This window comes from Paenibacillus sp. J5C2022 (assembly GCF_025567625.1).
GTDB lineage: Bacteria > Bacillota > Bacilli > Paenibacillales > Paenibacillaceae > Pristimantibacillus.
On record NZ_JAOQJC010000011.1, the window covers coordinates 129,162 to 142,152 of the forward strand.

The 12,991-nt window shown below is 54.1% G+C and carries 15 protein-coding genes; all 15 read left to right on the plus strand.

Translation table 11 applies throughout. The features are described from left to right. The first annotated feature begins 3 nt into the window (after window positions 1–3). The 15 genes from M6D81_RS11275 to nrdE all read left to right on the plus strand — a co-directional run bounded on the left by M6D81_RS11275 (window position 4) and on the right by nrdE (window position 12,840). Entirely contained in the window at window positions 4–558 is a 555-nt protein-coding gene (locus tag M6D81_RS11275; RefSeq protein WP_262676982.1) for a hypothetical protein, read from the plus strand. A gap of 312 nt (window positions 559–870) precedes the next feature. Next, window positions 871–1,656, plus strand: coding sequence for a hypothetical protein (locus M6D81_RS11280; protein WP_262676983.1), 786 nt, complete (start codon window positions 871–873; stop codon window positions 1,654–1,656). Window positions 1,657–1,743: 87 nt separating this feature from the next. After that, entirely contained in the window at window positions 1,744–2,127 is a 384-nt protein-coding gene (locus M6D81_RS11285) for a hypothetical protein (protein WP_262676984.1), read from the plus strand. 76 nt (window positions 2,128–2,203) lie between these two features. Then, entirely contained in the window at window positions 2,204–2,335 is a 132-nt protein-coding gene (locus M6D81_RS11290; protein WP_262676985.1) for a hypothetical protein, read from the plus strand. Window positions 2,336–2,360: 25 nt separating this feature from the next. Continuing rightward, window positions 2,361–3,998 (plus strand): hypothetical protein, encoded by a 1,638-nt coding sequence (locus tag M6D81_RS11295; RefSeq protein WP_262676986.1) that lies wholly within the window; start codon window positions 2,361–2,363, stop codon window positions 3,996–3,998. Between the two features lie 38 nt (window positions 3,999–4,036). After that, window positions 4,037–5,812 carry a DNA polymerase gene (locus M6D81_RS11300; protein ID WP_262676987.1) on the plus strand — a complete coding sequence of 592 codons (1,776 nt, stop codon included), beginning with the start codon at window positions 4,037–4,039 and terminating at the stop codon, window positions 5,810–5,812. Window positions 5,813–5,965: 153 nt separating this feature from the next. Then, window positions 5,966–7,060: a DNA polymerase gene (locus tag M6D81_RS11305; protein WP_262676988.1), complete on the plus strand. Its 1,095-nt coding sequence runs from the start codon at window positions 5,966–5,968 to the stop codon at window positions 7,058–7,060. A 13-nt stretch (window positions 7,061–7,073) separates the two neighbouring features. Continuing rightward, window positions 7,074–7,343 carry a hypothetical protein gene (locus M6D81_RS11310; RefSeq protein ID WP_262676989.1) on the plus strand — a complete coding sequence of 90 codons (270 nt, stop codon included), beginning with the start codon at window positions 7,074–7,076 and terminating at the stop codon, window positions 7,341–7,343. Further along, on the plus strand, window positions 7,340–7,930 hold the full coding sequence (locus tag M6D81_RS11315; protein WP_262676990.1) for a hypothetical protein: 591 nt from the start codon (window positions 7,340–7,342) through the stop codon (window positions 7,928–7,930). The genes M6D81_RS11310 and M6D81_RS11315 overlap by 4 nt, the downstream gene beginning before the upstream one ends. Window positions 7,931–8,026: 96 nt before the next feature. Next, on the plus strand, window positions 8,027–8,977 hold the full coding sequence (locus tag M6D81_RS11320) for a hypothetical protein (protein ID WP_262676991.1): 951 nt from the start codon (window positions 8,027–8,029) through the stop codon (window positions 8,975–8,977). Further along, window positions 8,978–9,493, plus strand: a complete 516-nt coding sequence (locus M6D81_RS11325; RefSeq protein ID WP_262676992.1) for a crossover junction endodeoxyribonuclease RuvC — start codon at window positions 8,978–8,980, stop codon at window positions 9,491–9,493. Beyond that, window positions 9,490–9,657, plus strand: coding sequence for a hypothetical protein (locus tag M6D81_RS11330; protein ID WP_262677061.1), 168 nt, complete (start codon window positions 9,490–9,492; stop codon window positions 9,655–9,657). Before M6D81_RS11325 ends, M6D81_RS11330 begins: the two co-directional genes overlap by 4 nt. 2 nt (window positions 9,658–9,659) lie before the next feature. Continuing rightward, window positions 9,660–10,034: a class Ib ribonucleoside-diphosphate reductase assembly flavoprotein NrdI gene (gene nrdI, locus M6D81_RS11335; RefSeq protein ID WP_317259115.1), complete on the plus strand. Its 375-nt coding sequence runs from the start codon at window positions 9,660–9,662 to the stop codon at window positions 10,032–10,034. After that, window positions 10,000–10,725: a DNA-methyltransferase gene (locus M6D81_RS11340; protein WP_262676993.1), complete on the plus strand. Its 726-nt coding sequence runs from the start codon at window positions 10,000–10,002 to the stop codon at window positions 10,723–10,725. The genes nrdI and M6D81_RS11340 overlap by 35 nt, the downstream gene beginning before the upstream one ends. A gap of 18 nt (window positions 10,726–10,743) precedes the next feature. Next, complete coding sequence (nrdE, locus tag M6D81_RS11345) at window positions 10,744–12,840, plus strand: class 1b ribonucleoside-diphosphate reductase subunit alpha (protein WP_262677057.1); 2,097 nt, start codon at window positions 10,744–10,746, stop codon at window positions 12,838–12,840. The last annotated feature ends 151 nt before the right edge of the window (window positions 12,841–12,991 follow it).

The window sequence follows — 12,991 nt, forward strand, 5'->3', positions numbered from 1 at the left end:
AGCGTGAAGGAACAAAGCCGCAATTTTATCGGAAAAGTTTACGTATCGCAGCATGCTATCGACCGTGCCGTCGAGCGGTTCAGCATTGCGCCGGAAAAGGCGGAACAATGGGTACGCGATAACGTTAAAAAGGCGAGATTCGTCTCCGTCACGGTATCGGCGGAGGATGGTGGCAAGGAATCGCGGCTATTCGTATGGCAGCGTGTAGCGTACTTGCTCGCAATGGACATGGATCGAGTCATTACGGTGTATGCGCAGCACCACTCGCTTTCCTCAATAAGCGGCCGCGTGCAGACGTTACTTAACCGAGAACTGACGCGCGCCGAACGAAAAGAGGCCGCCGCCGTCCGCAAAGCAGCGATTGAGCGGGCCGAGTTAGCGATCGAACGGGCGAAATGCGATTATCGCATGACGGTTACGCCGAGCGCGGCCGTTATCAAGGCGAATACAAAACGAATACGCGAGATTGACCGGCGAATGGCGGAGATTGATGCGGAAGTACTGGCAGTGAAAAAGGAAAAGTCGGCGATTGCACGCGGATTAATAGCGTACATATGACGAAATGCTAACGACGGGATTGCGATAATCCCTCGTCGGCGAGGCGGTATTAACTGGGCGTGACCAGCGGTTAGTGCCGTCTCGCGGACGACGACAATACGATGTTGTCCGAATTTTATATGGAGGTGAGAACGATGTAGCACGAAAACTGTCCGTTTGGGCGACGACGGATTCCACGCCGTGGGGACGTTAAATAAGACACGGAAACGGGCTTTTAGTCGCCGTTAGATATCCCCGTTAAGGGGCGCACGACAGCGAAGAACGTCCGGCCGTGTGAGATAAGCCGGAAATAAAACATAGAGGAGCGGTTAAATGAGTCAATTTACACGTAAAGGCACGGCAGCAGTCGAAGCAGCAACGGCGGAGAAAGATAACGGAACGTCGGCACACGTACCGTTCCCGTCCGGCACAACGCTGAAAGTCCGTATCAAGTCGGCGGAAGACAGCGCGGAGTATTATGCGCACGGTATCTTCGGCAAAGTTAACACGTTTGTACCGAAGGTCCCGGCCGAGCGAAATCCGAAAGGCTACGTCACGGCGAATCCTTCCGTATGGGATCAGGCGGCCGACGCGCTATATTCCGACGCCAAGGCCGCGAAAGATTCCGGAGACGAAGCGGCCGCCGAGGAAATCCGGAAGCAGGCGTATCTGCTGAAATCGAAGCCGCGTTACCTCGTCGGATTCGGCAACCTGGAAACGGGCGAGGACGGATTCGTCGATCTGACGCCGAAACAAGCGCAAGGGGTATTCGCCGCGATCAAGAAGTACGCGAAGAAGCTCGATAAGATTGCGTTTGAGCTGTCCAAGTCCGGTTCCTCTACGAACACCGTCGTATCGCTTTCACCAGTCCTCGATATGGACGAAGACTTGACGGACAAGGAACGCGCGGCTTTCGAGAAATGTGGCGCAGTTCCTTTCGATTTCGCGGCGTTCGAAGGATTCCTGTTCGAAGCGGACGAGGCGGAACAGACGAAGAATCTCGTCATTGCCGGATTCGATATCGGGCGGCTCGGACTGACGATCGGCACGCCATCTTACGGTCCCGACGACGACGATGCCCGCCCGATCGAAATTTCCGAGGATACCTTGCCGTTCTAATACGGCAGTCCTCGGGCATTACGGAAAATACGGAGAGGAGCGGTTAACACGGCACATATTACGGAGATAACCGGAAGATACTCGGAGATGGTCGCGAAAGTTGCGCTACTGGCTGCCGGGTGGACGGTTCACGACGCGGTCACGGACGAATCGTACGACGTGCTGGCAACCGACCCACTAACCGGAAGCCACTCGAAAATCCAAGTCAAAACGATTAGGCAGCGTATTGACCGCGGTAACGAACTCGTCGTCTACGCGAAAAAGAATGACGGATCGACCTACGACAAATCCGACGCTGACTATATCGTTGGCGTTTGGGCGGTCGACGGCGAAATCCCTCGGATTTTTATGTTCGAGAATCGGGGCATCGGCGAGTATTGGGCGTCGGAGGCGAAGGCGGCCGAACGCTGGATCGAACTTCCTATCGCGTTAGACCGGAGTACCTTTAGCGAAGCAAATGTATCGGCATAGCCGTGATCCAGCGGAGGTAGTCGCCGTAACCTATTGCGAACATTGCCGCGGCGAGATTTACGAAGGCGACGAAGTTGTGCGGATAAACGGAACGTTCGGCGACGGATTCGTACACAACGGGTGGCAGACGGTCTGCGCGGCCGAGTACGCAAAGGAACGAGTTTATGACGCAGAAGGAACGGTAAGCAAGCGCGGAATTATCGAATAAATATCCGAATGGGAGCGATGTGTAAATGGCGAAATTGAACGTAGTTAACGTGGTTGAAGCGGTAGCCGCAGAGGTAACGGTAAAGCAAGCGGACGGGGCTGTCGTGAAGTACCGCAAGGTTGATCGGGCTGCGGAGGCGGGCGATATCGTGCAGATTACGGACGCAGAGGTTTCGTGTATCACGGACGGCGGATTCTACGAGGTCGACGAGGTGGATTCGTTCGGCGACGCTCAGGTGACGGATGACGACGGAGACGAGTTCGATACGTGCGGTTGTGAGTTGGAAGTTTACGAAAAGGTTGCGGAGCCGAAGTCGGAAGTGCCGTCCGATATCATTACGCACGAAGGCCGTCAATATCGGAAAGTTGCCCGTAAAGCGGCCGTCGGCGAACTCGTCGTCAGAACGTCTGGTGGCGGAATTAACTACCTCGAGGGCTGCGTTTATCGAGCGGATTACGTTAGTGATGAGGGACCTATTCGCAAAGAAGGCTCGGATACATGGCTGTGGTCGTGCAATTACGCTGTACTAGAACCGGTAAAATCGGAGTTGCCGTCGCTCCCCTCCGAATACGTCATCCACGGCGGACAAGTTTACCGGAAAGAGGCGCGTGTTGCGGCCGAAGGCGAGACGATTATCGTAGTCAATTTCGATGCGGATGATCACCTTCCGTCTAACCCGGCGAAGGACGACTATGTGTACGAAAACGTCCGCATAGACTCGACCGGCGACGTGCTTATCGACTCGGAACATTACGTATATAAACGAGAATACAACGCACTCGTACCGGCCGAATCCGTAACGATCGACGAAGAATTTACGGTTGAGAAACGGACGGCCGCCGTGTCCGACCGCATCCTTATCGTAAACGAGTGGCCTGGCGAAACACGGTACGGAATTGGCGCGATTGGTACGGTAACGGGGCGGCCACTTAGCGGAGTCGGCCGTGCGGATATCGGCGGCAAGGAGGTTACGGTAAGTGATTCGGAGTATGTCGTGCTGGTTCCGAAGCCGACGTACAAGCCCGGCGAAACGGTATGGCGGAAATACACTAAGAGCCCTATTACGCTAAAGGAGCGTTGCCCGGAATTTGACGGCAGCTCTTACGGACTGGCGTGGCGTACATCGGCAGGTTCCGGCTGGCTCGGCGAGAACCAGTTCGAAAAGTACGAAGAGCCAAAGCCGCAGCCCGCAGCACCGAAGCCGGAACCGGCCCGCATCGCAGTCGGCAGCACCGTTAGAATTACGACCGATTCCGAAAGGCTGCCGAAAGACGCTATCGCTAAAGTGACGGCGGCCGACCGCTCAAGCTGGCCGTACAAATGCGAATTACTCAACGGAGACGGTTACGATTGGTATAAACCGGAACAGCTCGAAGTATTGTCGGACGAAGAGGCGAAATGGGCCGCAATCGGGCGGGCGGTAGCCGAGTATAAGGCGGGCGACGTCGTAGAGGTCATAGCTAATACGAACAGCAGCGTTAACGAAATCGGAGCCTTCGGTATTATAACAGAAGGTCGTAGATCATCGACCGGAAGTTACCGAGTAGACGCAGGCTACGGTGATACCTCGAATTGGACGAAGCTAAGCGATATGAGATTAATTGTTCCGGTCGAGCAGCGGTTCGATGCCGACGTTAAAGGAGGCGGCGCGTCATCGAAATAAAGATAACGTTAAACGAGGAAAACGCACGCAGCCCGAGTATGGACGCCGGAGCCGCCGTAAAGGAAGCCGTAAAACGACGCAAAGCGTCCGAACCGGAATCGGCCGAGGAAGCGTTCAGCCGAATCGCCGCAATGTCATTAACGGATAAGGAACGGGCGGCATTCGTAGTGGCTCGCCAAGCTTTCCGAGATGGACGAATAGGCAACGTCCGATCTGACGGGAAGAAGTGGACGAAGGCGGACGTCACAACCGCCGGTTACCGGTTACAGGCGGCGGCGGCCGAGATGGAACGGGAGGGGCGGATTAAGTCCGTCCTCCTATCCAAACCGGACAATTATCGGATTCTAACGGCTGATTCGGAACTGCCCGCGTTTATCGAACGAATCCGCGAAGAATGCCGACGGCAAATGGCGGAGTGGACGGACCGCTTCGATATTCTCGGCGTACGGAGCATGACGGCGGGCGATTTCGAGGGTACCGGCGTTGATACGTATATCGACTTATCAATCGGATTCTCGATATGGCTTCCGCTACTCGACGAGGGCTATTACCTTCCGTACGGTCACGTTGATATGTTCAATGGCGGCAGTCCGGCGGATGGTTTCTATTTCCTAACGGAAGAGTCGGCGTTCAGATCAACGGACAAGCAGCTTACGCGGTCGGCCGTAATCGCCGCGATTAGTCCGTATCTCAGGCGGCCCGAACACGGCAAAACGTTCCATATGGGATCGGCGCGTTACGATTTACACGTCGCGATCAAAGACGGTTACGAAATCGGCGGTTGCGTATGGGACACGCTCGACGCAATGCACACGCTGAACGAACACGAGCAGAGCTACGGATTGAAGGCGTTGATTGCGAAGTACGGCGCGCTATTCGGAATACCCGGACCGATCTTCACGTTCGAGGACTTGTTCGGAAACCGATCGCCTGCGCCGTTCAATACGGAGCTTGTCGGAATCTACGCCATTAATGACGTAAAGTACGGGTGGAAACTGTTCGAGTGGCAATTCGAGGCGATGGCGAATGCGGCGGGCAATCTACTCGAATGTTACGCCAAAATCGACAGTAAGCTTCCGGAGACGGACGTGTTCCTGGCGCGGTGCGGATTCTGTATCGACTTGGACGGTCTGGCCGCGTTGGAATCCGAGTTTAAACCGAAGCTCGAAGAAGCCCGCACAGCCGTATTCGAATCGTACGGAATCGATGCTTCGTTTGTGCGGAAGATGGACAGGACGATTAATAAACGTAAAATCGACGGATGGATTGCGGCACAGCAGCGGAAGATCGATCGGCACGCCGAGCGGACCGCGAAACTGAAGGCAGATATAGCGGCGGACGAAGCGGCGGGAAAAACGCATCTAAAGCGATACGAACAAAACGTTACGAAGCTGGCCGAGTTAGAAGCCGAAGATTTAACGCCAGCCGACGAAGAACACGCGCCGTTGTTTACGGAAGAGTTTTCGATTACGAACGGGAACCATCTCGCGTATCTCATTTACGACCATCTCAGCATCCGCGACCGAACCGGCCAGTTTAAGCGTGGCAAAGCCCGATCGACGGCGGCTGATGTATTGGAGGCGTATTACGAAGAAGAAGATGCGCTGAAGCCGCTGGCGACTGTTGCGGCGTACGAGAAGCTGCTGAATACGTACGTGACGAAGATTCCGACGGCGGTTGAGGCGGATGGTCGACTTCATTCGGAGTTCAAGGCGGGCGGAACGGCGACGGGACGATATAGTTCGTCAGGGTATAGTGGGCGTCCTATCGATATATTACGTGAATTTGAAACGGAGGGATTGCGTGAAGCCTAGCGTTACGTTCTTTGTTCATAGTGATTACGATAAACTTGCAGATGAAATAAACGGATTTATCTGTAACTGTACTAATGAAGTATTACGGATTCAGTACGAAATTATTCAGCAGACCGAGGTCGGACCACAGTTTTCCGCGATGGTAGTTTACGAATGAGTCTCGTAGTTACTGACGCTAATTACCACGCCATCGTCCGAAAGCTCATCGCCGACGACCGCAAGGTTCCGAAGGGAGCGAATCTTCAAAATATGCCATCGAAGGGCGGCGGCGTCCTTGTACGGAACCAGTTCGTTCCCAAACGTGGTTATACATTCGTCGGCGCTGACCTCGGCCAAATTGAGCCGCGTATCCAAGCGCACATCATGTACGAACGATACAGAGATAACTCGCTCCGGCAGATTTTCCTAAGCAGGCTCGATCTATATACGACGATGGCCGTTCAGACATTCGGAATCGACGAGAAGTATTGCGTCGACAAGGCGTATGATCCGACCGGCACGTTTAAGCCGCGCGGCCTTATGAAAACCGGCGTGCTGGCGAAGTCTTACGATCAGAAGCCGGAAGCCTTTTCGCGGAAAATGGGCGTAACGATGGAAGTCGCCACGCACTTTTTCGAAAGCTTCGACGCCGCGTTCCCGTCATTTACGCAAATGGTCGCCGATATTCGCGAGTTCATGCGGACGAACGGGTACGTCGAGACGTTGTACGGAAGGAAGCGCCGGTTCCCGGATTATAAGTCGGTGGCGGTCGCGGCGGCCCGAAACGAGCAGAAACTTATCCGGCTGTATACGGAGCGGAAAGCGCTGCGGAATCGGGAATCGTTGACAGCGCGGGATGCCGAACGATTACAGCGTATCCAGGACGAAATCGACGTATTAGCGGCCGACCGAGGGCTTATCGGATACTGGGACCGGGCGGCATTCAATGCGGTGATTCAAGGAACCGGCGCGGACATCTTGAAGATGAACGGAAACCGGAACGCGCGCGAATGCAAGGCGAGGGGATGGGAGTTTAACGCGTCAATTCACGATGAAATCAAAAATTCGGTCCCGAACGCGGATTTGACGCCCGAAACCATAACGTTAATCGACGACATTATGACGGGAACGTGCGGCGCTGACTTAACGGTTCCTCTCGTAACGGATATCGTAATCGAGCCGCGCTGGATGCAAGAGTTCGGGCCGGACGAGTGGGATTACGCCGAGTGCCGCCCGAAGCCGGAGTTTGAAAATAAATATTCAACGTAGGGAGGCGTAACGTATGCGCGAAACAACAACGTGGACATGCCCGAATTGCCACGCCAGGAACCGTGAACTGGCGGACGAGGCCTGTGATCATCCGTGCGGCCGCTGCGGATGGGAACCGTACAGCGAACGACGACTGCGGGCCGATATCCGGGATTACCTCCGATCCGGCGGCGTTGCGGATGCGTTTAGTTTCGCGTCGCTGGCGTATCCGGCGTATAAGGACGTGCCGGGCCGCGATATTCAACGAATAATTGACGAAGTCGAGGAGGATGCGGAAATATGAAGATTACGGAAACTCACGATATCGGCGATTTTGATGCATACGAATACTGCGGTAAAGGATCGTTGACGGTAACGGTCGAGGACGACGCTGGAAACAGCAAGGTGGTCGACATCATGGCGGGCGAACCTGAGGACGCCGTATTCTACCGCGATTTGAACGGGGCTTATTCGATTGCGGCGGCAATTAAGCTGGCGTACGAAGCCGGAAAGCGAGGCGGACGAGTAATGAATAGCGTTATCGAGATGTTGCGTAAACACGTCGGTAAGCAGGGCGAAGTATGGGACGAAGCGTACGAAGAGATTGACGTAGCGTTCGACGGATACTTGAGCGGAGAGGATGGCGTCAGTCCGTATACTGCCGAGAAAGTCGACGAAGAGTTCGAAGACGGCGGCCGTTGGAGCAATTACCGGACAACCGTTCATAAAATCGAAGAGGAATCCGGGACAGTAGCGTACTTTTCGCTGTGGCGTGAATTACCGGCGACGGAGATACAGGACGGCGGGGATTTTTCGTACGAGCTGGACGAAGTTGTTCCACGCGAAGTAACGGTAACGCGATACGTAGCGAAGCCGAAGGGGGCGGTTTAGATAACGATATTCAAACGAGTAAATAACGCATCTCTAACGGAAGAAATCGCGGCCAATTTCCGCACACATCTCGACGACTGGTTTAGCCGCCCGGAAGTGTACGATGACGCCCTAGATGCGCAAATCCATCGGTGGTACTACGACATACTTGCGAATAGGCAACGCAAAGTATGGCCGAGGCGTCCATATTTCGGACCATCGGCAGTAAGCGCGGACCCTCGAAGTCAGTACGAAAGGCTGCGCGGCGCTAAACGTGATATTACGGGGCAGCCTCCGCATCAAGGCCGCTGGACATCGATTGGTACGGCGATCGGCGACGTAATCCAGCGGGAACTATTGTTTGCGGAGGAGCATACGGAACGGCCGCGGTTTATGCTCGAGCGGAACGGTAAGGCCGAGCCAATGTTCGAGGACTTCGCAAAGATGAACAAGCCGATATACGGTCCCGACGGCCACCTTCTATTTAACCTGTACGGTACTTGCGACGGTATTATGCGCTATGTGACGGACGACGGCGAAATTATACGCGTTGGCCTCGAGGTTAAATCGAAGCAAGGTACGTACAGTAAGACGTCAAGCTTCGCTCAACGAAACGGCCCCGAAGAGAAGCACGCCAAGCAATGCGTCTGCTACTCGTTAATGTATAGCGAAGCCGACGAACCGCTGGATTACTACGTCATTCTCTACGTTAACGGATCGAAGAGGGCGTGGAACATGTCCGCTGAGGATTACGAAAAGAATCCAGACATCGCCGTGCATTGCATCGAGATTACGGACGCGGACCGGGCCGCCGTCGTGGAGCATTTCGCCCGCATCGTACTAGATGCCGAAGAAGGAACGCCGCCGCCGCTTAGTATCGAAGATTGGACGTTCAATTCGTTTAAAACGGCGTGCGCGGCCGGGCTTTCGGAAGACGAGGTAGCGCAGCTCGAACGACAAGTTGACGCAATTCAACGGTCGGGACTGAAGGACTGGCAGAAGCGGCAATATGCGGAGGCGCTGGCGGAGATTAAGGCGATACGAGAGTCGAAAGGAGTTGCGGTATAGATGGCGAAGACGCCGCAGATTTCCACGTATATCGGATTGGACATATCGCTAACTTCGCCGGGATTTTCCGCCATCTCCGTAAAAAACCGCAAGCCTACGCTGCTCAAAACGGATGCAGTTACTACGGATTCGAAACAATCCGACGGCCTACGGTACTCACTGGTCGAAGCCGGTACGGTCGCTTTCGTTAGTCAGTACACGAACGCGTCAGCGGTGGTGCGCGAAGATTACAAGCGTCCGGCCAGCAAGCGGCAAGGTCAGACGGTATTCGGCGCATGGGCTGCGGTCGATACGGGACTGCAACGGGTCGGATTACGGGTCACCGACGAAATTAACGCCACAACGGTTAAGCGGATCATAGGCGGACACGGCAAGGCGGAAAAGGACGAAGTGGCGGCGGGCGTCCGGCGGATTCTCGGGTTAGCAGACGATTACTATTTCGCCACGGACGACGAGTCTGATGCCGCCGGAATCGTACTAGCGTGGCTGATCGAAAAGGAGCTGATTGACGTATGATGGACCGATTATATGCGTCATTACTCCGGCAGCGTGACGAAATGGCGTATAACATCGAGCGGACCGAAACGTGGCTGGCGGAAAAACGTGCGGAGCTGGCACGGATCGAAGCCCGAATCACTGCGATGGAGCCGTTACGGAAAGGAGGCGAGCATTCATTTTAATCGTGTATTACTCGATTACCGGGAATGTGCGGAGGTTTGTCCAACGGATCGGCCTCCCCTTCCGGGAGATTGCGGGACCGTACGAAGTGGTGGACGAGCCTTATATCATCGTGACGCCAACGACGGGCTTCGGGCAAGTTCCGGAAAAGGTCGACAGGTTTATCCGGTACAATGCCGATGAAATCCGCGGCGTGGCCGTTAGCGGTAATCGGAATTGGGGCCGGAACTTTGGCGCGGCCGGTGAGAAAATAGCGGAAGCGTATGCCGTTCCGTTACTGCTACGGTTTGAGTTATCGGGAACGGACGAAGATGTTCGAAAATTTAACGAAGAGGTGACGCAGATTGGGGAAGCGAATGCTTGGCGAAATCGAGCTTAACCGGATATATCAGCGTGATTGTATCGAGGGTATGCGTATGATTCTGGACGGAAGCGTTGACCTTGCGATAGTCGATCCGCCTTACGGGATAAATTTCCGGAGTAATCACCGCAAGTCAAGCATTCTCAAAACTACGGGCGGAATCGCTAATGACGGCGTAGATAATGCGGGATTTTTGGCGGAGGTTATTACGGAACTAAGTCGCATATTAAAACCGGACGCGCACATTTACTGGTTTACGCGTTGGGATAAAGTGCCTGAGCAGCAACCGCTGCTTGAACGCTTCTTCACCGTCAAAAATTCGCTGATATGGGCGAAGAATAACTGGTCGATGGGTGATCTCTTCGGAGCTTACGCCGGTCAGTACGAAAATATCCTATTCGCGCAGAAAGGACGGCGATTACTAAACGAGGTTGACGGTAAAACTCGACATCCGGACATCTTGCATTTTAACCGTGTTTCGTCCGGAAAATTACGTCATAGTCACGAAAAGCCGGAGGAGCTTGTCGAGTTTCTCATCCGTAAATCGTCCGACGCAGGTGACGTTGTAGTTTCGCCATTCTGTGGTTCCGGTACAGATTGCGTAGCTGCAGCGAAAACCGGTCGTAATTTCATCTCGTTCGAACTCGATGCGGATCATATCACAACCGCCAATAAACGGCTTGACTCGATACAATTACCGATAAATTGACGAAGGAGTGACGTAATCATTACGAACCATATCGAATTAAACAACGAAATTATGCAGCGCGACGAATCCGGATGGTACCGGCTCGACCGCGACCAGGCGGCCATTGACGCTTTCTTGGCGGAAGTGGACGCGAAGACACGTAAATTCCGCCAACCTATGCACCGCTACCACTGGCTGCTCCTCCACGGATACTACTATAACGTGCAAGGGCAATACACCGCTACGGAGATACTGGCGGTCGAAAACGTCTGTTACTCGTACAACTTCCGCTTTGCCTCGTACATGGCCGCGTCGAAGTTTTACAAGGATTACGCGCTCAAAACGGACGACAAGGCGCAGTATCTCGAAGATTACGAGCAGCATATCGCAATCGTGGCGCTATGGCTCGGAGGCGGCGACTATGCGGCGGCTGAACGGTATGCGCGATCAATGATGGAGCAACGGTTACAGCCCGCGACGCCGACGTTTATGAACGCTGGCCGGGCGGAGACGAAACGGGGCGAGCTTGTATCTTGCTTTCTACTCGAAATGGACGATGCGCTGAACTCGATAAACTACGTGCTAAGCACCTGCATGCAGCTATCGAAAATTGGCGGCGGCGTGGCGGTCAATCTATCGAAACTCCGTGGCCGGGGCGAACCGATCAAAGGCGTAGAAGGCGCGGCAAAAGGCGTCATGCCCGTTATGAAATTGATGGAGGACGCGTTTTCGTACGCCGATCAAATGGGACAGCGTAAAGGGTCCGGCGCGGCGTATTATAACGTGTTCGGATGGGACATTATCGAGTTCATCGATTCGAAAAAAATCAACGCAGACGAAAAAGTCCGGATCAAAACGCTATCCATCGGCCTAATCGTCCCATCGAAATTGTACGAGTTGGCCGCCGAGAACATGCCGCTATATGTCTTCGGGCCGTACTCCGTATACAAGGAGTATAACGTACATCTCGACGATATGGACATGACGGAGATGTATGACGAACTGGTCGCCAATCCGGCCGTCAAGAAACGTCAAGTCGGCACGGCCCGCGACATGTTGGAAAGGATCGCCGTTACGCAGCTTCAATCGGGATATCCGTATATCGCTAACGTGGACAACGCGAATAAGCAGCACGCGCTTTCCGTACTCGGCCGTATCAAAATGTCTAATTTATGTACGGAAATTTTTAATTTGCAGGAAACGTCCACTATCGCGGACATCGGCGAAGAAGGCACCGTATACCGCCGCGATATCTCCTGTAATCTAGCGTCGCTCAACATAGTCAACGTAATGGAGACGGGCAAGCTGCGCGAATCCGTACATGACGGCATGGACGCGCTGACGGTCGTATCGGACCGGTCACGTATTCCGAATGCGCCAGGAGTACGTAAGGCAAATGCCGAGCTGCATTCCGTCGGGCTTGGCGTCATGAACCTTAACGGGTTCCTTGCGAAGAACGGTATTCCGTATGAGTCGGCGGAGGCTCGCGATTTCTGCCGGACGTTCTTCGCGGCGATGAACTATTATTCGCTGGAACGTTCGATGCAGATTGCGAAGGAACGCGGCCGGACGTTTGAAGGGTTTGAGCGGTCGGATTACGCGAGTGGCACGTATTTTGAACGTTATATCAACGAAGACTTTGTGCCGAGGACGAGCCACGTACGGGAATTGTTCGCTGGATTCACGCTACCCTCGCGTTATGAATGGGCGTCACTATCCGCTGACATACGCGAATACGGACTATATCACGCGTACCGGCTGGCGATCGCCCCGACGCAATCCATTTCGTACATCCAAAACGCCACGTCGTCCGTTATGCCGATCGTAGAGCATATCGAGACGCGGACGTATGCGAACGCCACGACGTACTTTCCGATGCCGTTCCTATCTCCGGATAATATGTTCGTGTACAAGTCGGCGTACAACGTGGACCAGTTCGCGCTTATAGATTTGATAGCGGAGATTCAGCCGCATATTGACCAGGGCATATCGACGATCCTTTACGTTAATTCGGATGTGTCGACGCGGATGCTCGGCCGGTTGTATGCTTACGCACATCATCGCGGGCTGAAATCGCTTTACTATACCCGTACGAAACGGCTTGATCCGTCGGAATGTACGAGCTGCGCTATCTAATAGGTTTCATATCACGAAGGAGGACGACTAAGTGGGCGGATTTGACTCAATCGCAGCTGAAGCATTTGTGAAGATTGTCGGTTTTATATCGCTTGTTTTCGGCGCAGGAGTATTCGTTGGATGGTTGATTTGGGGTTAATTACTACGACGA

Coding starts and splice junctions, on each gene's coding strand:
- M6D81_RS11280 (WP_262676983.1), top strand. CDS start 871: ATGAGTCAATTTACACGTAAAGGCACGGCAGCAGTCGAAGCAGCAACG.
- M6D81_RS11285 (WP_262676984.1), top strand. CDS start 1,744: ATGGTCGCGAAAGTTGCGCTACTGGCTGCCGGGTGGACGGTTCACGAC.
- M6D81_RS11295 (WP_262676986.1), top strand. CDS start 2,361: ATGGCGAAATTGAACGTAGTTAACGTGGTTGAAGCGGTAGCCGCAGAG.
- M6D81_RS11300 (WP_262676987.1), top strand. CDS start 4,037: ATGGACGCCGGAGCCGCCGTAAAGGAAGCCGTAAAACGACGCAAAGCG.
- M6D81_RS11305 (WP_262676988.1), top strand. CDS start 5,966: ATGAGTCTCGTAGTTACTGACGCTAATTACCACGCCATCGTCCGAAAG.
- M6D81_RS11310 (WP_262676989.1), top strand. CDS start 7,074: ATGCGCGAAACAACAACGTGGACATGCCCGAATTGCCACGCCAGGAAC.
- M6D81_RS11315 (WP_262676990.1), top strand. CDS start 7,340: ATGAAGATTACGGAAACTCACGATATCGGCGATTTTGATGCATACGAA.
- M6D81_RS11325 (WP_262676992.1), top strand. CDS start 8,978: ATGGCGAAGACGCCGCAGATTTCCACGTATATCGGATTGGACATATCG.
- M6D81_RS11330 (WP_262677061.1), top strand. CDS start 9,490: ATGATGGACCGATTATATGCGTCATTACTCCGGCAGCGTGACGAAATG.